The 23,093-nt window shown below is 70.7% G+C and carries 21 protein-coding genes and 2 pseudogenes; 11 read left to right on the top strand and 12 right to left on the bottom strand.

What is annotated here, in order from left to right; translation table 11 throughout:
- Positions 1–5 precede the first annotated feature (5 nt).
- The 3 genes and pseudogenes from LRS04_RS08155 to LRS04_RS08145 form a co-directional block, all read right to left on the bottom strand.
- Positions 6–1,628, bottom strand: coding sequence for a cisplatin damage response ATP-dependent DNA ligase (locus LRS04_RS08155; protein WP_257815929.1), 1,623 nt, complete (start codon positions 1,626–1,628; stop codon positions 6–8).
- 37 nt (positions 1,629–1,665) lie between these two features.
- Positions 1,666–1,878: a hypothetical protein gene (locus LRS04_RS08150; RefSeq protein ID WP_257815928.1), complete on the bottom strand. Its 213-nt coding sequence runs from the start codon at positions 1,876–1,878 to the stop codon at positions 1,666–1,668.
- Between the two features lie 53 nt (positions 1,879–1,931).
- A pseudogene (locus LRS04_RS08145) lies at positions 1,932–2,952 on the bottom strand (ligase-associated DNA damage response exonuclease).
- A 342-nt stretch (positions 2,953–3,294) separates the two neighbouring features.
- Between LRS04_RS08145 and LRS04_RS08140 the strand changes: the two are divergent.
- Positions 3,295–3,732 carry a PaaI family thioesterase gene (locus LRS04_RS08140; RefSeq protein ID WP_257815927.1) on the top strand — a complete coding sequence of 146 codons (438 nt, stop codon included), beginning with the start codon at positions 3,295–3,297 and terminating at the stop codon, positions 3,730–3,732.
- Positions 3,729–4,145, top strand: coding sequence for a PaaI family thioesterase (locus LRS04_RS08135; RefSeq protein WP_257815926.1), 417 nt, complete (start codon positions 3,729–3,731; stop codon positions 4,143–4,145). The genes LRS04_RS08140 and LRS04_RS08135 overlap by 4 nt, the downstream gene beginning before the upstream one ends.
- A 140-nt stretch (positions 4,146–4,285) precedes the next feature.
- On the opposite strand, the gene phnD is transcribed toward LRS04_RS08135, so the two are convergent.
- Together phnD and LRS04_RS08125 are read right to left on the bottom strand one after the other, a co-directional pair.
- The gene (phnD, locus tag LRS04_RS08130; RefSeq protein ID WP_257815925.1) at positions 4,286–5,272 is read right to left on the bottom strand and encodes a phosphate/phosphite/phosphonate ABC transporter substrate-binding protein; all 987 of its coding nucleotides are present in this window, start codon (positions 5,270–5,272) and stop codon (positions 4,286–4,288) included.
- Between the two features lie 74 nt (positions 5,273–5,346).
- A complete protein-coding gene (locus LRS04_RS08125; protein WP_257815924.1) occupies positions 5,347–5,727 on the bottom strand; it encodes a hypothetical protein in 381 nt (126 codons plus the stop codon).
- 105 nt (positions 5,728–5,832) lie between these two features.
- Between LRS04_RS08125 and LRS04_RS08120 the strand changes: the two genes are divergently transcribed.
- Positions 5,833–7,515 (top strand): lysine--tRNA ligase, encoded by a 1,683-nt coding sequence (locus LRS04_RS08120; protein ID WP_257815923.1) that lies wholly within the window; start codon positions 5,833–5,835, stop codon positions 7,513–7,515.
- Here the strand turns inward: LRS04_RS08120 and LRS04_RS08115 are convergent.
- Complete coding sequence (locus LRS04_RS08115) at positions 7,512–7,931, bottom strand: MAPEG family protein (protein WP_257815922.1); 420 nt, start codon at positions 7,929–7,931, stop codon at positions 7,512–7,514. The genes LRS04_RS08120 and LRS04_RS08115 overlap by 4 nt on opposite strands.
- 128 nt (positions 7,932–8,059) lie before the next feature.
- Between LRS04_RS08115 and LRS04_RS08110 the strand changes: the two genes are divergently transcribed.
- The 4 genes from LRS04_RS08110 to LRS04_RS08095 all read left to right on the top strand — a co-directional run bounded on the left by LRS04_RS08110 (position 8,060) and on the right by LRS04_RS08095 (position 11,474).
- A complete protein-coding gene (locus LRS04_RS08110) occupies positions 8,060–8,539 on the top strand; it encodes a MerR family DNA-binding transcriptional regulator (protein WP_257815921.1) in 480 nt (159 codons plus the stop codon).
- A gap of 47 nt (positions 8,540–8,586) precedes the next feature.
- Positions 8,587–10,374: an acyl-CoA dehydrogenase C-terminal domain-containing protein gene (locus LRS04_RS08105; RefSeq protein WP_257815920.1), complete on the top strand. Its 1,788-nt coding sequence runs from the start codon at positions 8,587–8,589 to the stop codon at positions 10,372–10,374.
- Positions 10,374–10,850, top strand: coding sequence for an OsmC family protein (locus LRS04_RS08100; RefSeq protein ID WP_257815919.1), 477 nt, complete (start codon positions 10,374–10,376; stop codon positions 10,848–10,850). The genes LRS04_RS08105 and LRS04_RS08100 overlap by 1 nt, the downstream gene beginning before the upstream one ends.
- 66 nt (positions 10,851–10,916) lie before the next feature.
- Complete coding sequence (locus LRS04_RS08095) at positions 10,917–11,474, top strand: hypothetical protein (RefSeq protein ID WP_257815918.1); 558 nt, start codon at positions 10,917–10,919, stop codon at positions 11,472–11,474.
- Here LRS04_RS08095 and LRS04_RS08090 read toward each other — a convergent pair.
- From LRS04_RS08090 to LRS04_RS08080, 3 genes and pseudogenes are all read right to left on the bottom strand, one after another.
- Entirely contained in the window at positions 11,430–11,870 is a 441-nt protein-coding gene (locus LRS04_RS08090) for a very short patch repair endonuclease (RefSeq protein WP_257815917.1), read from the bottom strand. The two genes, LRS04_RS08095 and LRS04_RS08090, sit on opposite strands and share 45 nt — an antisense overlap.
- A 176-nt stretch (positions 11,871–12,046) precedes the next feature.
- Positions 12,047–13,036 carry a cysteine synthase A gene (gene cysK / locus LRS04_RS08085; RefSeq protein ID WP_257815916.1) on the bottom strand — a complete coding sequence of 330 codons (990 nt, stop codon included), beginning with the start codon at positions 13,034–13,036 and terminating at the stop codon, positions 12,047–12,049.
- Between the two features lie 75 nt (positions 13,037–13,111).
- Positions 13,112–14,207, bottom strand: a pseudogene (locus LRS04_RS08080) (DNA cytosine methyltransferase).
- A 103-nt stretch (positions 14,208–14,310) separates the two neighbouring features.
- On the opposite strand from LRS04_RS08080, the gene LRS04_RS08075 reads away from it, so the two are divergent.
- Entirely contained in the window at positions 14,311–14,763 is a 453-nt protein-coding gene (locus tag LRS04_RS08075) for a COG3650 family protein (protein WP_257815915.1), read from the top strand.
- Positions 14,764–14,769: 6 nt separating this feature from the next.
- Here the strand turns inward: LRS04_RS08075 and LRS04_RS08070 are convergent, their stop codons facing one another.
- On the bottom strand, positions 14,770–14,901 hold the full coding sequence (locus LRS04_RS08070) for a hypothetical protein (RefSeq protein WP_257815914.1): 132 nt from the start codon (positions 14,899–14,901) through the stop codon (positions 14,770–14,772).
- Between the two features lie 202 nt (positions 14,902–15,103).
- Here LRS04_RS08070 and LRS04_RS08065 point away from each other — a divergent pair, with 202 nt between their 5' ends.
- The 3 genes from LRS04_RS08065 (at position 15,104) to recQ (ending at position 19,282) form a co-directional block, all read left to right on the top strand.
- Positions 15,104–16,843 (top strand): amidohydrolase family protein, encoded by a 1,740-nt coding sequence (locus tag LRS04_RS08065; protein WP_257815913.1) that lies wholly within the window; start codon positions 15,104–15,106, stop codon positions 16,841–16,843.
- 65 nt (positions 16,844–16,908) lie between these two features.
- Positions 16,909–17,367, top strand: coding sequence for a BLUF domain-containing protein (locus tag LRS04_RS08060; RefSeq protein ID WP_257815912.1), 459 nt, complete (start codon positions 16,909–16,911; stop codon positions 17,365–17,367).
- A gap of 55 nt (positions 17,368–17,422) precedes the next feature.
- A complete protein-coding gene (recQ, locus tag LRS04_RS08055; protein ID WP_257815911.1) occupies positions 17,423–19,282 on the top strand; it encodes a DNA helicase RecQ in 1,860 nt (619 codons plus the stop codon).
- Between the two features lie 166 nt (positions 19,283–19,448).
- Here recQ and LRS04_RS08050 read toward each other — a convergent pair whose 3' ends face one another.
- Together LRS04_RS08050 and LRS04_RS08045 are read right to left on the bottom strand one after the other, a co-directional pair.
- Complete coding sequence (locus LRS04_RS08050) at positions 19,449–21,626, bottom strand: TonB-dependent receptor (protein WP_257815910.1); 2,178 nt, start codon at positions 21,624–21,626, stop codon at positions 19,449–19,451.
- Positions 21,627–21,852: 226 nt separating this feature from the next.
- Complete coding sequence (locus LRS04_RS08045) at positions 21,853–23,007, bottom strand: acyl-CoA dehydrogenase family protein (protein WP_257815908.1); 1,155 nt, start codon at positions 23,005–23,007, stop codon at positions 21,853–21,855.
- Positions 23,008–23,093 lie beyond the last annotated feature (86 nt).

The following is a 23,093-nucleotide window of genomic DNA, read 5'->3' as shown; positions in this document are numbered from 1 at the left end:
GGGGCCTACCGCCCCTCCATCCGCTCCAGCATCCGCTCCAGCGTCGAGAGTTCGTCCGCCTCGCCGGGCGGCTTGTCCCAGCGGATGCGGTTGATACGCGGGAAGCGCATGGCGACGCCGGACTTGTGCCGCGTGGAGCGCTGCAGCCCCTCGAAGGCGACCTCGAAGACGAGACCGGCGTTCGGCTCGGCGCGCACCGAGCGGACCGGCCCGAACCGTTCGAGCGTGTTGTCGCGGACGAACTTGTCGATCTGCTTCAGCTCCTCGTCGGTGAAGCCGAAATAGGCCTTGCCCACGGGCGTCAGCATCCGCCCGCCCTCGGGGCTCTCGGTCCAGGTCCCGAAGGTGTAGTCGGAATAGAAGCTCGACCGCTTCCCGTGGCCGCGCTGGGCGTACATCAGCACCGCGTCGATCAGGAACGGGTCGCGCTTCCACTTGAACCACGGCCCCTTCGGCCGCCCGGCCTCGTAGATGCTGTCCCAGCGCTTCAGCATCAGGCCTTCGGCGACCTGCGGATCGCCCTCTGGCGGCTGGCTGCGCAGGTCCGCCAGCTCCGACCAGCTCGCGAACGGTTGCACCGGCGACAGGTCGATGCGCGGCGACCGCTCCTTCGCGACGAAGGCTTCCAGCCGCTGCCGGCGCTCGGCGAATGGCAGGGTGCGGGTGTCCTCCGCCCCCTCCGCCAGGATGTCGTAGGCGCGGATCGCCGCCGGGTGCTGGGCCATCAGCTTGGCGTCCACCGTCTTGCGGTTCAGCCGCTGCTGCAGGTCGGCGAAGGGCGCCACCTGGCCGTCGCGGATCACCAGCAGCTCGCCGTCGATCACGCCCTCGTCGGTCAGGGCGTCCAGCACGTCGGGGAAGCTCTTGGAGATGTCGTCGCCGGTGCGGGTGTAGAGCCGGCGCACGCCGCCCTCGTTGACCGCCTGGACCCGAATGCCGTCCCACTTCCACTCGGCGGCATAGTCGGTGGCGTCGAGCTTGCCGAAGTCGACCTCCTCATCGATGGCCTGGGCCAGCATGACCGGCCGGAACCGGCCCGGGTTCTCCGACGACGGCTTCTCGGAGCGGCCCTCCAGCCAGGCGAACAGGTCCTCGTAGGGCGCATGGAGGGCGTGCCAGATCTCCTCGATCTCGGCGGGCTCCACGCCGCCCATCTCGGCGGCCGCGCGCTTGGCGAGCCGGGCGGTCATGCCGACCCTCAGGCCGCCGGTGACGAGCTTCAGCAGCGCCCAGCGCTCGCGGGGCTCGTCCATGGCGTCGAGCCAGCCCTCGATCAGCCGCTGGACCTCCGCCCGGCCGGCGCTGCGCAGCGCGTCGACCACCTCGTTGAGCTCCGGCTCGCGGTTGGCGCCTTGACGCCGCGGCCAGACCAGGGCCACCGTCTCGGCGAGGTCGCCCACATAGTCGTAGGACCACCAGAAGAGCTGGGGGTCCATCCGCTCCTCCACCGCCTTGCGGATGAAGGCGGGCTTGGCGGCGGTGAAGGACAGGTCGCCGGTCAGGGCGGCGAGCGCCCAGCCCCGGTCAGGGTCGGGCGTGTCGCGTAGATAGTCGCGGACCAGCCTCAGCTTCGCGTTGCGCGAAGCCGTTAGCGACAGCCGGTCGAGGAGCTCGGCGAACGCCCGCATGGCTCAAGACGTAGGCGCACGGCCGCCGAGCTTCAAATCAGCCCTCGCCGATCATGCCGCCGGTGTCGGGGCCGATGTCGCCGTCGCCGGAGCCGATGCCGGTGTCCACGGAGTCGTCGGACCCCGGGATGTGCCGGCCTTCGGTGCTCGCCGGCGGCAGGCCGTCGCCGGAGGGACGCGAGGCAGGGCCGCCGAAGCCGTCGCCGCCTTTCACGCCGCCGGCGGTTCCGGGATTGAGGGGTTCGGACATGGCAGGCTCCTTGTGTCGGTGCGGAGCGAACGCCGCCGTCGGCGGGCCAGTTCCTACCCCTCGTCCTCGTCCTCGTAGCCGACGAGGGCCAGCGCCCGGGCCGGGACGCCGTGCAGCTCGGCCCAGCGGGCCAGCGCCTCCTCCCGGCCGTGGGTGATCCAGAGTTCGCCGGGTCGGATCTCGTCGACGGTCTGGGTGAGCTCATCCCAGTCGGCGTGGTCGGAGATGACCAGCGGAAGCTCGCAGCCGCGCTGGCGGGCCCGGGCGCGGACCTGCATCCAGCCTGACGCAAAGGCCGAGACGGGATCGGGGAAGCGCCGGCTCCACCGGTCCTGGGTCGCCGACGGCGGAGCGATGATGATCTGGCCCGCGAAGTCGGTCTTCTTGCCCGTGGTGGCCGGCGCCAGCGGGCCGAGGTCGACGCCGTGCTTCTCGTAGAGGGCGTTCAGCCGCTCCAGCGCGCCATGGACATAGATGGCCCTGTCCCAGCCCGCCTCGCGCAGCAGCCGGATCACCCGCTGGGCCTTGCCGAGCGCATAGGCCCCCACGAGGTGCGCGCGCTCCGGGAACTGCGCCACCGAGCGCAGCAGGCGGGCGATCTCGTCCCGGTCCGGCGGGTGGCGGAACACCGGCAGGCCGAAGGTCGCCTCGGAGATGAAGACGTCGCAGGGGGACCGGCTCGAACGCCGGGCAGGTCGGGTCGCGGCGGCGCTTGTAGTCGCCGCTGACCACCATGGTCAGGCCCTTCCAGCGCACCACCGCCTGGGCCGAGCCCAGGACGTGGCCGGCCGGCACAAGGCTAACCTCCACCTCGTCGCGGCGGACCACCTCGCCATAGGGGGCGGGCTGCACGGACCTCGCGAACTCCAGGCCGTAGCGCTCGCCCATGATGTCGAGGGTCTCGGGCGTCGCCAGCACGGCGCCATGACCCGAACGGGCGTGGTCGGAATGGCCGTGGGTGATCACCGCGCGCTCCACCGGCCGCACCGGGTCGATGTAGAAGCCGCCGGGCGCGCAGTAGAGCCCCTCGGGCTTCGGGCAGAGCAGGTCCTGGGGTCGGATCATCGCCTTCATATAAGCGCGGCGCGGGCGCGCGCGATCCTTACGGGTCGTTCAGAATATTACATAGACTTCATCTTGTGAATTCGGCGTCATGACTGAAGCTTAACGTGTATTCGCCATGCCGATTACATATACCGCCCTCAACAGCAACGGCCGCTCCGGCCAAACCGACAAAACGAGGGTCACAATGTCCAACGCCTTCACCCCCTTCCTCGGCGCGTTCAACATCGTCGTCGCCGCCATCCCGATGCTCGCCGTCCTGACCTGGATGGGCCAAGCCGCCCTGTAGAGCCCATCCACCCAGCGCCCCGCGGGAATTGACCGCGGGGCGGGTCGGGCCTACCGCCTCAGGTGATGAGCGCCGATCCCGACTCCCTTCGCCAGATGGCCGCCATGATGGCCACCGGCGCCCCCCAGGCCGCCGCCCTGGGCTTCCACCTTGTCTCCGTCGAGCCCGGCAAGGGCAGCATCGCCGCCCCCTGGCGCGAGGACCTGGTCGGCGATCCCGAGACCGGCGTCATCGCCGGCGGCGTGGTCACCACCCTCCTCGACCACACCTGCGGCCTGGCGATCGTCAGCAATTCGACGCAGCGCATGCCCACCGCGACGCTCGACCTGCGCATCGACTACATGCGGGCCGCCAAGCCCCGGGCCGGCGTCACCGCGGAGGCGCACTGCTACAAGGTCACCCGCACCATCGCCTTCGTCCGCGCCCAGGCCTGGGACGACGACCCGTCCGACCCGATCGCCACCGCCCAGGCGGCCTTCGTGCTGGTCGGAGCGCCGGCATGAGCGAGGCCGCCGATCGCCTGGAGGCCTTCCTCCACCGCGTCCCCTATGTCCGCTTCCTCGGCATGCGCGCCGAACTGGCCGGCGACGAGATGACCGCCACCCTGCCCTTCTCCGAGCACCTGGTCGGCAATGTCATGCTGCCGGCCCTGCACGGCGGCGTGCTGGGCGCCTTCCTGGAGATGACGGCGCTGGCCCAGCTCGCGGTGGCCCAGAAGACCACCCGGGCCCCGAAGACCATCGACCTGACGATCGACTACCTGCGCCCCGGCCGGGCCGTGACCACCTACGCCCGCGCCGACCTGCGCAAGGTCGGCCGGCGGATCGCCAACATCCACGTGGAAGCCTGGCAGGAGGCGCGCGCGTCTCCGGTGGCCTCGCTGCGCGGGCATTTCCTGCTGGCCACCGAGGATTGATTCAAAATTCCGCTCATCCCGGCGAAAGCCGGGATCCACAGGGCTTCAGCGGCTCTGCAAGGCCGGCGCTCTATCCGCGGCCTTAGCTTGGGCCCCCGGCTTTCGCCGGGGTGAGCGGAGTTGGGGGTTGGCGATGAGCCCTACCCCTCCCCGGCCGCCTTCTCCCTCTGGATCTTCGCCAGTTCGGCCCGGGCCGCGGCCTCGCCCGCCGCGTCGCCCTTGGTCCGGGCCTGCAGCATGGCGCCGGTCGCCTCCATCTCGCGCACCGGGATCAGGTGGCGGTCGTCGGCCGGCGCGAAGGGCAGGGTCTGGATACGGGCGAGGATCGCGCGCTGGCGCTTGGCCTCCTCCGTGTCGCCCTTGCCGTAGGTGAACATGAAATCGGCGATCTTCTTCTTGAGCGCCGGGTCGAGGTCCTTGCGCCAGACCAGCGGGTCCTCGGGGATGCGCGGGCTGCGCCAGACGATCTCCACCTGGCTCAGGGTGTGGTTGGCGGCCGCGGTGCCGAGCATCCCCATCCGCTCCATGGAGGCGGTGTTGTTGGTGGCCGCGTCCAGCACGCCGGCGCCGACCGCGAACAGGTTGGCCTCGTGGTTGGCCGACTTCACGGTCTTGAAGCAGGCGTTCGGCTCGATGCCGCGCGGCGCGAAGAGGTAGGTCATCGGCGCCAGCGTCCCGGACGTCGACTTCGCATCGCCCATCCCGAAGTCGAGGCTCTTGTCGCAGGCCAGCACCTTCTCGAGGGTCAGGCCGGAGCCCTTCTTGACGATGATCACCGCCTCGTAACCATCGACGCCGGAGGGGTTCACCGACCGGGCGAAGACCTCGCCCTCCGCCCGGCGCACGGCCTCCAGGCCCGACTGGTTGGTGAACCAGCCGACGTCCGTCTGCTTGAACCGCATGGCCTCGATCAGCCCCGTGTAGTTCGAGCCGTAGAAGGCCTTCACCGGCATGCCGAGCGCCTTGGCCATGTCGTCCAGGAACGGCTGCCAGTCGGCCTCTGCCGAGGACTGGCTCTCGGCCGACAGGATCGAGAAGTTGAGCGTCTTCGGCTCGGGCTCGGCCTTTCCGCAGGCGGCGAGCGGCAGCGCCAGGCAGGCGGCGAGCATCAGGCGGCGCAGGATCATTCGGTTCGTCTCCCCGGGACGGCCAGCTTAGAGCCGTCCGGGCGAGCTTGTCGCGCGCGTCTGTGACGGTTCCGCTACGTCGCCGCCGCCTCGTTCTCGCGCTTGTCGACCAGGGCCTGGACCGCAAGGATCGTGTCCACCACCGCGATCGCCGCCACGGTGAGGGCCACGAGGCCGGCGATGTGGCGCTTGGGGTTGTCGCGGCCGAGCGCCTTGGCGATGCCGGCCAGGTCCATGACGTCGCCGCCGACCCGCATCCAGAACCAGGGCCCGGGCTTCACCGGCGAGAGCAGGCCGGCGCCCGAGGCGATCTCGCGCGCGCCGAAGGCGCTGATCGCGTCCTCCTCCGCCTGGAGGCCGAGATGCTTGGAGACGCGGTTCGGCGCGGCGACGGCCACGACGCCGAGGCCGATGGAGATGAGGCCAAGCGCCCGCTTGGCGATGAGAAGGTTCATGGCTGTGCCGTCCCTGGGATCCTGAGCCCGGAAGACGCCGACAGGCGGCGCTTGGTTCCCGAATTCCCTTGTTGTTGCGGGGATTGGGCCTTACCTGCCCCGCCCATGCTGCAAGGACTCTCCCGACAGGCCCGCGAGGCGAAGAGCTGGCCGTTCGAACAGGCCCGCATCCTGCTGGACCGCACGCTGCGCCTGCGCCTCGACGACGCCGAACGCGACCTGGCGGCGACGCTGATCGCCCAGGGCAAGTTCGACGAGCTGGTCCGCACCCTGCCGGCGCTCACCGCGCCCGTGGTCTTCCAGTGCGGCTATGGCGCGTCCGGCCTGCCGCACATGGGCACCTTCGGGGAGGCGGCGCGGCCGACCATGGTGCGCAACGCCTTCCGCGCGCTGACCGAGGATGCGATCCCGACCCAGCTCATCGTCTTCTCCGACGACATGGACGGCCTCAGGAAGATCCCGGACAACGTGCCGAACCGCGAGATGCTGGAGGAGGACCGCGACAAGCCGGTGACCTCCGTCCGGGACCCGTTCGGCGAGCACGAGAGCTTCGGCGCGCACAACAACGCCCGCCTGCGCGCCTTCCTCGACAGCTTCGGCTTCGACTACACCTTCATGTCGTCCACCGAGACCTACAGGTCCGGCCGGTTCGACGGGGTCCTGCGGCTGATCCTCGAGCGTTTCGACGCGGTCATGGCGATCATGCTGCCGACGCTGGGCGAGGAGCGCCGCGCCACCTATTCGCCCTTCCTGCCGATCAGCCCGAAGACCGGCCGCGTGCTGCAGGCCCCCACCGTCGCCCGCGACGTGGAGAAGGGCACGATCAGCTTCCACGACGAGGACGGCGAACTGACCGAGGTCCCGGTGACCGGCGGCCATGTGAAGCTGCAGTGGCGCCCGGACTGGGCCGCCCGCTGGACGGCGCTGAAGGTCGACTTCGAGGCCTCGGGCAAGGACCTCGTCGATTCCGTGCGGGTCTCGAACAAGATCGTGAGGGCGCTGGGCGGCGAGCCGCCGGAGGCCTTCCACTACGAGCTCTTCATGGACGAGAACAACCAGAAGATCTCCAAGTCCAAGGGCAACGGCCTGACCATGGAGGAGTGGCTGCGCTACGGTACGCCCGAGAGCCTGGCCTACTACATGTACCAGTCGCCGAAGTCGGCGAAGCGGCTCTTCTTCGACGTCATTCCGAAGGCGACGGACGAGTATCTCAGCCACCTGGACAGCTACAACAAGGCCCGCGCCGAGGGCGCCAACGGCCCGGCCATCGACAACCCGGCCTGGCACGTCCACCGCGGCGCGCCGCCGGAGAAGGGCTCGCCGGTCTCGTTCTCGCTGCTGCTGAACCTGGTCTCAGCGGCGGACGCCTCGACCAAGGAGATCCTCTGGGGCTTCCTGGAGCGCTACATCCCGGGCGCGACGCCGCAAAGCGAGCCGCTGCTCGACAGGCTCGCGGGCTATGCGATCAACTACTACGAGGACTTCGTGAAGCCCTCGAAGCGGTTCCGCGCGCCCACCGACCAGGAGCGCGCGGCCATGCAGGACCTGCTGGCGCGGCTGAAGGCCCTGCCGGCCGGCGCGGACGCCGAGGCGATCCAGAACGAGGTCTTCGAGGCCGGCAAGGCCGGCGGTTTCGAGCCGCTTCGCGCCTGGTTCGGCGCCCTCTACGAGGTGCTGCTCGGCCAGTCCACGGGCCCGCGCTTCGGCTCCTTCGTGGCGATCTTCGGCGTCGAGCGCACGACCCTGCTGATCGAGCGTGCGCTCTCCGGCGAGCTGGTCTCGGCCTAGAACAGCGTCATCGCCGCCCGGACCGCCAGGACCGCGAGCACGATCGAGCTCGTCATGAAGATCAGGAAGCGGACCATGATGGCGTTGACCGTCGCCTGCACGAGGCTGTGCACGACGCGAAGGCCGACGTAGCCCCAGGCGAGCTGGGCGTTCAGCCCGTCGCCGGCGCCGGCGACCGCGAGCGCCAGGGCGGTCGCGTAGAAGATCGTCGGCTGCTCCATCAGGTGGTTGTAGTTGTCCGCCTTCCAGCGGACCTTCGGCGGCACCTTCGCGGCGAGCTCGGCCGGCGTCAGGTTCGGGTCGAGCGGCACATTGGCCGCCTGCATGGCCGGGATGCGGGTGGCGTAGAGCCAAGCCATCATCACCAGCGACCAGAGCACCAGCACCACGACGGGCTGCAGGATCTGCGTGTTCATTCTGTCGTCCCCCTTATCGGTCGGCGTAACGCCGTTCCGCGCGCATGAGTACACGGCCTGACCTTGACGTAAACGGAAGCATAGACTTACGCTGTCAGTCATAGATTTGAGCGTCCGGGGACCCCGCCATGCCCACCGATCTGCGCCGCCCGAACCGCACCTTCACGATCCGGCAGCTCTGCCTCGAGTTCAAATGCACGCCGCGCGCGCTGCGCTTCTACGAGGACAAGGGCCTGCTGAACCCCGCCCGCGACGGGCTGAACCGGGTCTATTCCTACAAGGACCGCGCCCGCCTGCAGCTCATCCTGCGGGGCAAGCGCGTCGGCCTGGCGCTTGCCGAGATCGGGGAGATCCTCGACCTCTACGAGGCCGGCGACGGCGGCGCCTCGCAGGCCGCCAAGAGCCTCCGGAAGTTCAAGGAGCGGATCGTGGCGCTCGAGAACCAGAAGCTCGACATCGACAAGGCCATCGCCGAGCTGCGCGAGGGCGTGGCGATGATCGAGAAGCGGCTGACCGAGACCCGGCCCGACCTGCTGCCGCGCGCCGAGGCCTACGACCAGGTCTTGCGCCATCGCCTCGACGGCGTAGAGCACAGCGAAGCCAAATAGCCCTCGCCTGGGCCTGCGCCCGGCGTGACCCATAGACCGGAGCGTCCATGACCTTCCAGCCCCCTGTGCGGGACTACCAGTTCCTGCTGCGCGACCTGCTGCAACTCGAGCGTTACGCCAACCTGCCGGCCTTCGCCGACGCCTCGCTGGACACCGTCGACCAGATCCTCGAGGAGGCCGGGAAGTTCACCGGCGAGGTGCTGGCCCCCCTGAACGGCGTCGGCGACAAGCAGGGCTGCGTCTGGAGCCCGGACTTCACGGTGAAGACCCCGGACGGCTTCAAGTCGGCCTACGCCCAGCTCGTCGAGGCCGGCTGGCCGGCGCTCGGCGCCGACCCCAACTACGGCGGCCAGGGCCTGCCCCACGTCGTCAACCTCGCCTTCTCCGAGATGAGCTCGGCGGCCAATATGGCCTTCTCCATGTACCCGGGCCTGACGCACGGCGCCTATTCGGCGATCCACGTGGGCGGCACGCCGGAGCAGAAGGACCTCTACCTGCCCAAGCTCGCGTCCGGCGAATGGGCGGGCACCATGAACCTCACCGAGCCGCACTGCGGCACGGACCTCGGCCTGCTCCGCACCAAGGCGGTGCCGCAGGCGGACGGGACGTACAAGATCTCCGGCCAGAAGATCTGGATCTCGGGCGGCGAGCAGGACCTGACGGACAACATCGTCCACCTGGTGCTGGCCCGCATCGAGGGCGCGCCGGCCGGGGTGCGCGGCATCAGCCTGTTCATCGTGCCGAAGTACATCCCCGACGCGGACGGCAAGCCCGGCCAGCGGAATTCCGTCAAATGCCTCGGTCTCGAGGAGAAGATGGGCATCCACGGCAACGCCACCTGCGTGATCAGCCACGAGGAGTCGACCGGCTGGCTGATCGGCGAGGAGAACCGCGGCCTGCCGATCATGTTCGTGATGATGAACGAGGCCCGGATCGGCGTCGGCATGCAGGGCATCGCCCAGGCCGAGGCCGCCTACCAGGCCGCCGCCGAATTCGCCAAGGACCGCCTGCAGGGGCGCTCGCTCACCGGCCCGAAGAACCCCGACGGCCCCGCCGACCCGATCATCGTCCATCCGGACGTGCGCCGGATGCTGATGGACAGCCGCGCGATCATCGAGGGCGGCCGCGCCTTCCTGTTCTGGACGGCGCTCCACGGCGACCTTTCCCACGCAAGCCCGGACGAGGCGGTGCAGCAGAAGGGCCGCGACTACATGGCCCTGCTCACGCCGGTGCTGAAGGGCTTCCTCACCGACCGCGGCTTCAAGGTCTGCTCCGACGCCATGCAGGTGCACGGCGGCTCGGGCTTCACCGAGCATTTCCCGGTCAGCCAGTACCTCAGGGACGTGCGCATCGCCCTGATCTACGAGGGCACCAACGGCGTCCAGGCCCTGGACCTGGTGGGCCGCAAGCTCGCCGCGGACGGCGGGCGGGCGGTGATGAGCTTCTTCGCCGAGCTCGACGCCTTCATCGCCGAGAACGAGGACGACGCGGCCCTGAAGCCCTTCGTCGCCGGGCTCGCCAAGGCCAAGGGCGAACTGCAGGAGGCCACCATGTGGCTGATGCAGAACGGCCTCGCCAACCCCGAGAACGCCGGCGCGGCGTCCACCGACTACATGCACCTCTTCGGCCTGACCGGCCTCGCCTACATGTGGACGCTGATGGCCAAGGCGGCCAACGGGAAGATCGCCGCCGGCGACGCCGATCCGTTCTACGCCAACAAGCTGACGGTCGGCCGCTACTACATCGAACGCATCCTGCCGGAGACCGCGTCGCACCTCGCCAAGCTGAAGGCCGGCTCGGAGCTGATGATGGCGCTGCCGGCCGAGGCCTTCTGATGTCGAAGCACCGCGCGGTCGTCGAATGGGCGCTGACCGACGCGACGCCTGAGGACTTCCTGAAGGGCCGCTATTCCCGCGGCCATTCGGTGCGGTTCGAGGGCGGCCACGAGGTTCCGGCCACCGCCTCGCCTCACGTTGTGGGCAACAGGTGGTCGGTCGCGGGCGCCGTGGACCCGGAAGAGATGCTGGTCGCCGCGATCAGCAACTGCCACATGCTGACCTTCCTGCACGTGGCCCGCGAGGCCGGCTTCGTGGTCACCCGCTACGTCGACCACGCCGAGGGGCTGATGGCCAAGACGGACGCCGGCCGCGTGGCCGTCACCCGCGTGGCGCTGCGCCCTGAGATCGCCTGGGCGGGCCGCGAGCCTACCGCCGCCGAGCTCGATCACCTCCACCATGAAGCCCACGAGGGCTGCTTCATCGCCAACTCGGTGACGACCGAGATCGTCGTCGAGGCGCCGGTCCGCGCGTAGTTCTCCTTTTGTTCTTGCGCACAATGTCTATTCGGCTAAGCTTCCTCAGGCCAGGGAGACATGCCGATGGGACTTTCTCACGTCTGGGTCGCGGTACAGGGTGTCGGTCGCGAGGCGGCGTTGGAGGCGTTGGGCGCCGAGCCGGTCGGTCCCCTCGAGCCTGACGAGTTGCCGGCCCTTGGGCTGGGCGAACTGCCTGGCGGCTGGCTCCTGGTGCTCAGCGACGACCTCTGGGCCCTGGAGCGCGGTCCGCTTCAGGCCCTCACCCGGATGGGACCGGCGGTCTCATGCCTCGAGGAAGAGCACGTCATGGCCAGCGAGGCCCGGGGCTACCGGGACGGCGAAGAGATCTGGCGGGTGATCCACAACCCGGAGGACCAGGTCGAGGAGGCCTCGGGCGAGCTGCCGGCCGCCTACACTACTTTGCGGGAAGAGGCGGAGCGCCTCGACGCCCTGTACGACGTGGGCCCGCAGCTGGCGCAATCGATCTGCGGCTTCAAACTCGACCAGGATTTTCCGCTCGGGCTGGTGTTCACCGAGCTGCGTTCGCTCCGCCGGGCCGAGGCGCCGCGCAGCGCCTCACGGAAGCCTGGGTTCTTCCAGCGGCTGTTCGGGCGGAAATAGCAGGTCCCGCAGCCGCGTCTCCAGCGCCGCTGCGTCCTTCAGCCCGCACTCCCAGATCGTCTCGACGCGCCAGCCCAGCGCCTCGAGCTCTGCCCGCGTGCGGTCGTCGCGCGCCACGTTGCGGCCGACCTTGGCCACCCAGTAGTCGCGGTTCTGCTTGGGCACGCGGGCGCCCCGCGCGCAGTCGTGGCCGTGCCAGAAGCAGCCGTGGACGAAGAGCGCCAGCCGGCGGCCCGGCAGCACGATATCGGGATTTCCCGGCAGGTCCTTGCGGTGCAGCCGGTAGCGGGCGCCGAGCCGCGTGAGCGCCTTCCGGACCTTCAGCTCCGGCGAAGTGTCGCGCCCCTTGACCCGCCGCATGACGGCGGAGCGCTTCTCCGGGTCGAAAACGTCCATCTACCCGCCCCGCGCAGCGGGGAGGGGGGACCGTCCGCCGAGCGAAGCGGAGAGCGGATGGTGGGAGGGGCGCGCGACCGCACGGCGTGTGGCGCGCCCCCTCCACCACGCGCTCTTCAGCCAGCAAGCTGGCTTCGGCGAGTGGTCCCCCTCCCCCGCTTCGCAGGGGAGGACCATCAAAGCCCTTCGAACAGGGCCGTGGAGACGTAGCGCTCGGCGAAGCTCGGGATGATGGCGACGATCAGCTTGCCGGCCATGTCGTCGCGCATGGCGACGTCGAAGGCCGCGGTCAGCGCCGCGCCCGACGAGATGCCGACCGGGATGCCCTCCTCGGCCGCCGCCCGCCTGGCCATCAGGAAGGCGTCGTCGTTGGAGACCTGCACCACCTCGTCGATGACGCCGCGGTCGAGGATCGAGGGGACGAAGCCCGCGCCGATGCCCTGGATCTTGTGCGGGCCGGGCGCGCCGCCGGAGAGCACAGGCGAGGCCTGGGGCTCGACGGCGATCATCCGCACGGACGGCTTCCTGGCCTTCAGCACCTCGCCCACGCCCGAGATCGTGCCGCCCGTGCCGACGCCGGAAATCACCGCGTCGACGCGGCCTTCGGTGTCGTTCCAGATCTCGTTAGCGGTGGAGACCCGGTGGATCAGCGGGTTGGCGACGTTGTCGAACTGCTGCGGCATCACCGCCCCGGGGGTGGCCTCCACCAGTTCCTTGGCCCGGGCGACGGCGCCGGCCATGCCCTTCTCGGCGGGGGTCAGCTCCAGCTTGGCGCCGAGCAGCAGCAGCATCTTGCGCCGCTCGATGGACATGCTCTCGGGCATGACGAGCGTCAGCTTGTAGCCCTTGGCGGCGGCCACGAAGGCCAGGGCGATGCCGGTGTTGCCGGACGTCGGCTCGACGATCACGCCGCCGGGCTTCAGCAGGCCCTTGGCCTCCAGGTACTCGATCATCGCCACGCCGATGCGGTCCTTCACCGAGGCGATCGGATTGAAGAACTCCAGCTTGGCGACGACTTCCGCTTTCGGCTTCAGGGCCGCGGTCAGGCGCGGCAGGCGCACGAGCGGTGTGTCGCCGATGGTGTCGATGATGGAATCGAAGATCTTGCCGCGGCCGGCGCGCTCGTAGCGGGCGGCGTCGTAGGCCTTGTCGGGAGTGGCGTCCATGGGGAGGTCTCGGCTGGCTGAAGTGTGCCCTTCGGCCGCGAACCTAAGACTTTCGGTGGGGATTGGAAGCGCCGTTCAGCCGACCGCGCGGCGCCCGGCGGTCTCGCGCCCCAGCAGCGGCTCGAGCAGGCGCTCGGCGAGCCAGCGCACCACGGGCACGGCGACCCCGTCGCCCGCCACATGCAGGGGCGCCGGTGGCGGCCTTGGGCAGGGCGTAGGCGTCGGGCAGGCCCATCAGGCGGGCGGCCTCCCGGGGGGCTGAGCAGGCGCGAGCGGACGCGGCCGCCGTCCACCACCACGATCGCCTGGCGCGACGAGCCGCCACGCGGGGTGCGCAGGCAGCCGGCCAGGCCGTCGAAGCGGACCTCGGCGCGCTGCACCGGCTGGCCGTTCTCCTGGCGGGTCCGGCGGAAGACGGCGCCCACGGCTCGTTCGCCCCTCGCCTGCATGGCCTCCAGCCGGGCGCGGTGCAGCGGGGCCATCAGCGAGAGCAGGTGGGCGGTGCGCTCCGGCATGTGCCAGGCGACCGCGGCGTCCGGCTCCAGCAGGGCGGCGAGGTCGGTGTTGCGCGGGGGCGGGGCGGCGAGGCCCCACCAGACCCAGGCGGCGGCCACGTCGGCCGGCAGCGCCTCGGCCGCGGCCTTCACGGCGCGGGTGTGGAACGGGCTCGCTCCCTGCAGGGCGTCGGGCGGCGCCTCGCGGGTGGCGACCACGAACACCCGCGGGCGGGACTGCGGCAGGAAGCCCGCGGCGTCGATCTCCAGCGCCCCGAAGCGGTAGCCCTGGGCGGCCAGCGCCCGGCCGAGCGCGGCGAAATCCGCGCCGCCGTGCGAGGTGAGCAGGCCCGAAACGTTCTCGATGACGATGGTCCTGGGGGCGCGGCCCTCGGCGGCCAGGGCCTCCATCAGCCGCCAGAAGCCGAAGAAGGCCGACGAGCGGCCGCCCTTCAGGCCCGCCCGCGCGCCCGCCAGGCTGAAATCCTGGCAGGGGCTGGACGCCCAGGCGAGGTCGGCCCGGCCCGGCAGGTCGTCCGGCGTCAGCGCCCAGACGTCGCCCTGGCGGAAGTGCTCGCCGGCGTCGGCGAAGTTCCCCGATAGGCGGCGGCCTTCATGGCGTCGAAGTCGTTGGCGAAGGCGCAGGCCCAGCCGTCGCCGAGGCCCAGCCGGGCCATGCCGCCGCCGGCGAAGAATTCGTAGAAGGCGAAGGGCGCGTTCACGGCGCCGACGCTAAGCTGATTTGCGCGCTTTCGGCTCCCGGTGTGTCATTGTGCCGGCATGCGTCCGATCCTTCTCCTCGCCGCCGCCCTCCTTCTCGCCGCCTGCCAGCCGCAGGCCCCCGACGGGGCGGCCGCGCCGGCCCCGGCCGATGCGCCGCCGGCCGCGCCGGCGCCGCCCTCCACCACGGTCATGGACCTTTCCGCCCCCATTCTGGCGCGCGGCAACGAGCCGTTCTGGGCGGTGCTGATCGACGGGACGAAGCTGACGCTTCGTCGACCGGGAGAGCCGGAGAAGCTGTTCCTGGCGCCGGGCGCGCAGGTGACCGGCGGCAAGGCGAGCTGGGAAGCCAAGTCGGAGGACGGTCAGGCCCTGTCCGTCACCCTGCGGGCCGGCGAATGCAACGACGGGATGAGCGACATGGTCTATCCCATGAGCGCCGAGGCGAGTCTGCCCGGCCTGTCGCTCCTGGTCGGCTGCGCGGCCAAGGTCAGCGAGCTGCCGCGCGAGTAGGCGGCTCTAGCCCTGGCCGAGATCGAGGGTCTCGAACTGGGAGCTGGCGGCCGCCTCGGAGGCGTGCGGCACCGGCAGGAGCAGGCCGACGCTCACCGCGATCGCGGCGGCGGCGGCCAGAAAGGCCTTCAGCGGCATCCCGGGTCCCTTATCCGTTCTGCTCGTCATGTCCCTTCAGCCTACGTTCATCTGGTTAAATGGCGCGGAAGGAACACCCTGAACAAAAGATGAGTTCCCGAGGCCCGCGCTGCGGCCCCGCTTGACCTGACCTAGGGTTCGGGGCGCGTACTTCCCGAAAGACAGAAACCAAGCCCAGCTCTGGCCTTTGGGAGGCGACGCCATGGAACGAGCCTATGACCTGGTGGTCCGCGGCGGCACGGCGGTCGACGGGACCGGCGGCCCGGCGTTCGAGGCCGACGTGGCGGTCAGGGACGGCCGCATCGCCGCGGTCGGCAAGGTGACCGGCGCCGGGGCCGAGGAGATCGACGCCCGCGGCCAGCTCGTGACGCCGGGGTTCGTCGACATCCACACCCACTACGACGGCCAGGCGACCTGGGACGAGCGGCTTCAGCCCTCCTCCTGGCATGGGGTCACGACCATCGTCATGGGCAACTGCGGCGTCGGCTTCGCGCCCTGCCGCCCCGCCGACCACGACCGGCTGATCCGGCTGATGGAAGGGGTCGAGGACATCCCCTTCCCGGTGCTCAGCCAGGGCCTGCCCTGGAGCTGGGAGAGCTATCCCGACTACCTCGACCGGCTGGCCGAGCGGCGCTTCGACGTCGACGTGGGCAGCCAGCTGCCGCACGCGGCGCTCAGGGTCTTCGTCATGGGCGAGCGCGGGGCGAACCGCGAGCCGGCGACCGAGGCCGACATCCACGCCATGGCGGCGATCGCGAAGCGGGCCGCCGAGGCGGGCGCGCTGGGCTTCGCCACCTCGCGGACGCTGAACCACCGCACCTCCGACGGCCAGCCGACGCCGACGCTCACCGCCGGCGAGGATGAGCTGACCGGCATCGCGCTCGGCCTCGCCGCCGCCGGCCGCGGCGTGCTGCAGGTGGTCTCGGACTTCCTCGACCCCGAGGAAGAGTGGGCCATGTTCCGCCGGATCGTCGCCCGATCCGGCCGGCCGCTGTCCTTCAGCCTGGTGCAGAGCCCGCGCGCGCCGACCAGCTACAAGGTGCTGCTGCAGAGGCTGGCCGAGGCCAACGCCGAGGGCCTGCCGATCAGGGCCCAGGTGGCCAGCCGCCCGGTGGGCGTGCTGTTCGGCTTCGAGCTGACCATGAACCCGTTCAGCCAGCACCCCGCCTTCCAGGAGATCAAGGCCCTGCCGCTGGAGGGCAAGGTCGCCAAACTGTCGGACCCGGCCTTCCGCGCCCGCCTGCTTCACGAGGAAAGCGAGGCCCAGCGCGGCTTCGCCGGGACTCAGCCGCGGGCCTGGGGCAACATGTTCCTGCTGGGCGAGGAGCCGGACTACGAGCCGACGCCCGACGCGACTGTCGCCGCCATCGCCGGGCGCGAGGGCAGGGATCCGGCCGAGGTGGCGCTCGACCACCTGCTGAGCCGCGGCGGCCGGGGCATGCTCTACCTGCCGTTCCTGAACTACGCCGACATGAACCTCGACCCGGCCTACGAGATGCTGAGCCACCCCGACTGCGTGCCGGGCCTGTCGGACGGCGGGGCGCACGTGGGGATGATCTGCGACGGCAGCTTCCCGACCACCAACCTCGTCCACTGGACGCGCGACCGCACCCGGGGGCCCAGGCTTTCCCTCGAGCACATGATCGCCGGCCAGACCCGGCGGACAGCGGAGACGGTGGGCCTCCACGACCGCGGCGTGCTGGCCCCGGGCTACCGCGCCGACCTCAACGTCATCGACTATCCGCGCCTGAAGCTGAAGGCGCCGGAGGTGGCCTACGACCTGCCGGCGGGCGGGCGCCGGCTGATCCAGCGGGCCGAGGGCTATACCGCGACGGTGGTCGCGGGCCAGGTCACCTATCGCGACGGGACGCCCACCGGCGCCCTGCCCGGCCGGCTGCTGCGCGGCGCGCAAGCCGCCCCCGCGGCCATGGCCGCGGAGTAGGCCGTTAGCTTAACCTCAACCTCTGGGCGGGTAGCCGGGTAAGCGACCGTCCCCGGAGTGATTCGATGTCCCGCGGCAGCCGCACGCTTCACCAGCTGATCTACGCCAGCCGTGTCCGCGTGCCCTGGCCCGACCAGCAGCGCGAGGTGGACGGCATCGTTCAGGCCTCCATCCGCAACAATCGCGTGGTGGACGTCACCGGCCTGCTGCTGGTCCACGACGGCTGGTTCGTCCAGGCGCTGGAAGGTCCGGTGGAGGCCGTGCTCGGCGTCTACGGCCGGATCTGCGACGACGGCCGCCACGAGGACTGCCGCGTCTTGTACGCCGGCCCGGCCGAGGCGCGCAGCTTCGAGGACTGGAACATGTGCGCCCGCCACATGACGCCGGCCGACGAGGCGATCCTCGACACCCTGTCCATGAAGACGGTGTTCGAGCCGCACCGGCTCACCGCCAAGCAGGCGCTGCGGCTCCTCAAGGCCGTCCGCGGCGTCCAGCAGTCCACCCAGCTGCGCGCGCTCGGATAGGACAAAAACGAGAACGCCGCATGGCCCACGGGCGACACCATGCATAACGCGGCGGATGTCTCCCGCGCTCGCCGAAGCTGACCTCGCGCCCCTCGACGGCGCCCGCGAGATCCTGCGCCGCACCTTCGGCCACCAGGAGTTCCGCGGCCTGCAGGCCGACGTGATCGGCGAGGTGCTGGCCGGCCGGTCCGCCATGGCCGTGCTGCCGACCGGCGGCGGCAAGAGCCTCTGCTACCAGATCCCGAGTCTCATCCGCCCGGGCCTCGGCCTCGTCGTCTCGCCGCTGATCGCGCTGATGACCGACCAGGTGGCGGCGCTGATCCAGTCGGGCGTCGCCGCCGCCCGGCTCGATTCCAACATCGACCCTGCCGAGAAGGCCGAGACCTGGCGCCGGATCGAGGCCGGTGAGCTCGACCTGCTCTACGTCTCGCCCGAGGGCCTGATGCAGCCCTGGATGCTGGAGCGGCTGTCGCAGACTCCGCTGGCCCTGATCGCCATCGACGAGGCCCACTGCGTCAGCCAGTGGGGCCACGATTTCCGGCCCGAGTACCGGATGCTGGGCCGGCTGGCGGAGCTGTTCCCGGCCGTGCCCCGGCTGGCGGTCACCGCCACCGCCGACGCCCGGACCCGCGAGGACATCCGCGCCGAGCTGCATCTCGAGGCGAGCCGCGAGTTCGTCGCCAGCTTCGCCCGCCCCGAGTTGATCCTGTCCGCCGAGCGCAAGCGCGGGACCAAGGAGAAGCGCGTCGTCGACCTGGTCACCGCCCGGCCCGACCGGTCGGGCGTGATCTACGCCGGCTCGCGCGACGGCACCGAGAAGCTCGCCCAGGCGCTCCGCGACGCGGGCGTCCCGGCGCTCGCCTACCACGCCGGCCTCGACCGCAGTCTGCGCACCACGCGGCTGGAGGAATTCCTCGAGGCCGACGCCGCCGTGATGGTAGCGACCATCGCGTTCGGGATGGGCGTGGACAAGCCGGACGTCCGCTTCGTGATCCACGCCGACCCGCCGGCCTCCATCGAGGCCTACTGGCAGGAGATCGGCCGCGCGGGCCGCGACGGCGACCCCGCCGAGGGCATCACCCTCTACGGCGCCTCGGACATGGCCTGGGCCCTGCGCCGCATCTCCGAGCGCGACGTGGACGAGGCGGTGAAGCAGGTGCAGGTCCGCAAGGTCCGCCAGCTCTACGCCCTGCTGGACGGCACGGGCTGCCGCGCCGCCGCCGTGCGCCGCTACTTCGGCGAGGAGGGGGTGAAGGCCTGCGGCCAGTGCGACCTGTGCTCCGGGGCCGTGGAGACCACCGACGTCACCGAGGCCGCCCAGAAGGCGCTCTCCGCCGCCCACCGGCTGGGCGGGCGCACCGGCCGCGGGCGGCTGGTCGACCACCTGCTCGGCAAGACCAAGGAGCCCAGCGCCTTCGAGCAGGGCCTCTCCACCTGGGGCATCGGGACCGAGCTCTCGGCCGTCCAGTGGCGGGACCTGACCGAGCAGCTGATCTTCGAGGGCCTGCTGCGCGAGGACCCCAACGACGGCCGGCCGCTGGTCGGCATCGGCGACGCCGACGCCGTGCGCCAGGTGTTCCGCGGCGAGCGGCGGGTGGCCATGCGCAAGCCCGCCGAGGGCTATGACCCGTCCACCCGCTCCGGCCGCCCGCGCAAGAAGAGCCGCGAGGCCCTGGCCGCGCTGGCGCCCGGCGACCAGCCGCTGTTCGAGGCTCTCCGGGCCTGGCGCAGCCGCGAGGCCAAGGCCCAGCACGTGCCGCCCTATGTGATCTTCAACGACCGCACCCTCGTGGAGATCGCCGCCGCCCGACCCGGCAGCCGCGCCGCGCTCGCCCGCCTGAACGGCGTCGGCGAAGCCAAGCTCGCCCACTACGGCGAGGCGGTGCTCGAGATCGTCGGCGGGTTCGAGGGGTGAGCTCGCGCCCTTCTCCCCTTGCGGGAGAAGGTGTCGGCGGAGCGGACGGATGAGGGGTCGCGCGGACCTCACAGCCGAAAATGAGAAAGGGGCCTCGCGGCGAAGCCGGGAGCCCTCATCAGGCCCGTTCGGGCCACCTTCTCCCGCAAGGGGAGAAGGAAGAAGCCTAGAAGTCCGCCTTCACCTCGATGCCGATGGTGCGCGGGTCGTTCACGAAGCCGGTCAGGTTGTTGAAGTCGATGCCGCCTTCCAGCGACCGGTCGTTGGTGATGTTGCGGCCGAAGAGGGCCACCTCCCACGTCTCCGGCGCGCGCCAGCCGAGCCGCAGGCCGCCTTCCAGCAGCTTGGCGTCGTTGAACTCGGCGGACTCGTAGAGGAAGAAGTTGATCTTCGAGCGGTAGGCCCAGTCGGTGAAGACGAAGATCTCGCCGCTCGCCACCGGCCACGAATAGCCGGCCGTGAAGTTGGCGATCCACTTCGGCGCGTTCGGCAGGCTGTTGCCGTCGATGCGCACCGTCCCGGCGATCGGGCCCGCCGGGTCCAGCACCGTGCAGCCGCCGCCGCAGGGCTGGGTGAACAGCGCCGGGTCGTCGATCTCGGTGTTGTTGTAGGAGAAGCCCGCGGTCAGCAGGAGGCGGTCCACCGGTTCGGCCTCGGCGTTGAACTCGAAGCCGTAGCCCACCGCCTTGTCGGCGTTCAGCAGGCGGTTGAAGTTGGCGCCGCCGCCCACCGCGGTGATCTGCATGTCGTTGACGTTGTAGTAGAAGACCGCCGCGTCGAAGCGGGCCCGGGCGCTGGGCAGCACGCCCTTCACCCCGGCCTCGTACGACATCACCGTCTCCTTGTCGGCGATCGACAGGGTGTCGCCGAACACCAGCCGGCCCTGGATCGACGGCGCGCGGTAGCCGCGCGAAACGCGGGCGTAGAGGTTCATGTCCTCGGTCGCCTGGTAGGTGGCGTTGAGGTTGAAGCTGACCTCGCTCGAGTCCGGGCTGGCCCGCAGGATCGCGGTCGGGGGGGCCCCGAACGGCGACTGGGTGCGCTGGGCCAGGAAGTTCTTGCTGTCCTTCGAGTAGCGGATGCCGCCGCCGACGTTCAGGGCCTCCGAGACGTCGTAGTCGAGGTTGGCGAAGGCCGCCCAGCTCTCGGTCTTCTGGTTCTGGTAGGCGAAGCCGTCCTGCGCGCCGCCGGCCAGGGTGTTGTAGCTGTAGCTGTCGATCTTGATGCTTTCGTTGAAGTAGAAGGCGCCGACCGTGTAGCCCAGCGCGCCGTTGTCCCCGGCCACCCGCACTTCCTGGGTGAACTGGCCGTGGAACGGGATGCCGTCGGCGCTCTCGGACGGGAACGGGATCAGGCCCGGACCCGAGGGCGGGGCGAAGACCGCGCCGTAGCCGCCGTCGATGTCGGCGCGGGAGTAGGTGTCCACCCGCTCATAGGCGGTGATCGAGGTCAGCTCCGGCCCGCCGAAGTCGTAGGTCAGGACGAGGTTGGCGCCCGAGCTCTCGACCTTCTGGACCGCGCGCGAGGCGGCGTCGTGATAGATCGTGTCGCGCTCGAAGCCGTCGACGAAGTTGTTCGTGCCCTTCTCGATGATGTTGGCGCGGAACACTCGCGGCGTGCCGTCCAGGTGCTGGTAGTGCAGGTTCAGCAGCGCGCTGAACGCCTCGGTCGGCGTCCAGAGCAGCTGGCCGCGGATCGCCCACTGGTCGTAGCCTTCCAGGACGTTCTTCTCGCCGGTGAAGCCGTTATCGACCCAGTGGTCGCGGTGCTGGACCAGCGCCGACAGACGGCCGGCGAGCACGCCCTCCACGATCGGCCCGGAGACGGCGCCCTCCACGTTCACGGTCTGGAAGGTGGCGAGCGAGGCCCGGGCGTAGCCCTCGAACGTCTGGGTCGGCCGGGCGCTGGCGAACTTCAGCACGCCGGCCGGGGTGTTGCGGCCGAAGAGCGTGCCCTGCGGGCCCTTCAGCACTTCCACCTGGTCGATGTCGAAGAGCGGGAAGCCCTTCAGCACCGGCGTCTCCATCACCACCTCGTCGTAGACGAAGCTCACCGGCTGGGAGGCATTGAGGTCGAAGTCGGTGTTGCCGAGGCCGCGGATGTAGGGACGCGGGAAGGTCCGGCCGAAGCTCGATTCCAGGGTCAGGCTGGGGACCCGGGCGGAGAAGATGCGGATGTCGCCGCCGGAGGAGCGGATGGCGTCGAGCTTCTCGCCGCTCACCGCCGTGACCGCCACGGGCACGTCGTTGATGTTCTGCGCCCGCTTCTGGGCCGTGACGATGACCTCGCCGATCTCGGTCGTGTCCTGCGCCGCCGCGGTCCCGGCCATCGCCAGCACCGTCATAGCCGCACCCGCCGCCAGCGCTGCGCGCCGCGTCCATGCCCTCGTCATCGAGCGCCCCTGTTCCGTTGATTCACAAGCGTCGGCTGCCCGACTCAGGGGCCCGCCGACTTGTCGCTCAACCTACACCGTGCCGACGCGGAAGGGTTGCAAACCTGACGCGCCCGTCACCCGCAAGCCGCACAGCGTGGCTCCCGGGCAACAGGCGCGTCCACTGCCTAAGCGGTGGTCAGCCGTCGATGTCGAGTCCGAGCGCCAGGCGGCCGGCGAAGAGGCGCTGCGGTTTCTCCTGGAGCGGATGGAAACGCGCGGCCTGCACGTCGCGGAAGGCCCGCTCCAGCCCGGCGCTCCGGTAGAAGGCCCGGCCGCCCGCGGCTTCCAGCGCCCGCTCCACCGTGCGGATCGCCGCCTGGCCGGCGAGCTGGCGCAGCGTCATGGTCCTGCCGGTGGTCTCGGGCCCGGGCCGCTGCGTCTCGACGATCCGGACCATCTCGGCCACCGCCGTCTCGCAGGCCACGTGCTCGGTCTCCATCTCGCCGACCGACAGGACCAGGCTGTCGTCGGCAGCCTTGCCGCGCACGAGGGCCAGCGCCGTCGCCCGCGCGCCGTCCGCCACGCCCAGATAGGCGGAATAGATGATCGGGAAGGCGATCATGCTGATGGCATGGAAGAGGGGATGCCACGCGCCCTGCGGCCGGCGCCCGGAGATCGCCGCGTCGGGGACGAAGACGCCGTCCATCTCCAGGTCGTTGGAGCCGGTGCCCCGCATGCCCAGCGTCCGCCAGGTGTCGAGGCTGCGGAAGCCTTCGGCCTTCAGCGGCGCGAAGAAGTGCAGCACGGTCGGGCCGGTCTCCGGGTCGTCATGGACCGCGCAGGTGCTGATCAGGTCGCCGGCCGGCGAGCCGGAGGCGAAGACCTTGCGCGCCGTGATCCGGAAGCCGCCCTCGACCTTTTCCGCGTGGCCGGAGCCCTGCAGCCAGTCCGAGCCGCCGCTGGAGACCAGCACCAGGTCCTCGGCCGCGATCCGCTTCAGCAGGCCCTCGGTGGGGGCGCCCTCGTGGGCCCGGCGCCAGACCGCCAGCGCCACGATATGGGTGTGCATGGCGAAGGCCAGGCCCGTGGAGCCGCAGGCGGCGGCGAGCGTGCGGACCACCTCGCAGATCTCGGCATAGGACGCCCCGCCGCCGCCCAGCTCGGCAGGCACATGGGCCTTGAACAGGCCGGCCTGCTTCATCAGCGCGTAGGCTTCGGCGACGAAGCTGTCCTCGGCGTCGTGGCGGGCCGCGTGGCCGGCGATCTCGCCGGCGATCCTGCGGGCGGCGTCCGTCCAGTTCGTCGTCGCGGCGGTCATGGTGGCGTCATCGGGCATGGTCTCGTCTCTCATCACAGAACATCGTTTGCTGTGCTGAGAGCAACACCACGCCGTCGCCGCGCCGGCCAGTTCAGGAAGTGAACCTGACCCGGTACAGG

The organism is Phenylobacterium sp. J367 (assembly GCF_024699985.1).
In the GTDB taxonomy this organism is placed as follows: Bacteria; Pseudomonadota; Alphaproteobacteria; order Caulobacterales; family Caulobacteraceae; genus Phenylobacterium.
Note: the sequence above shows the minus strand (reverse complement) of the source record. Positions and strands in the feature narration are given on the sequence as shown.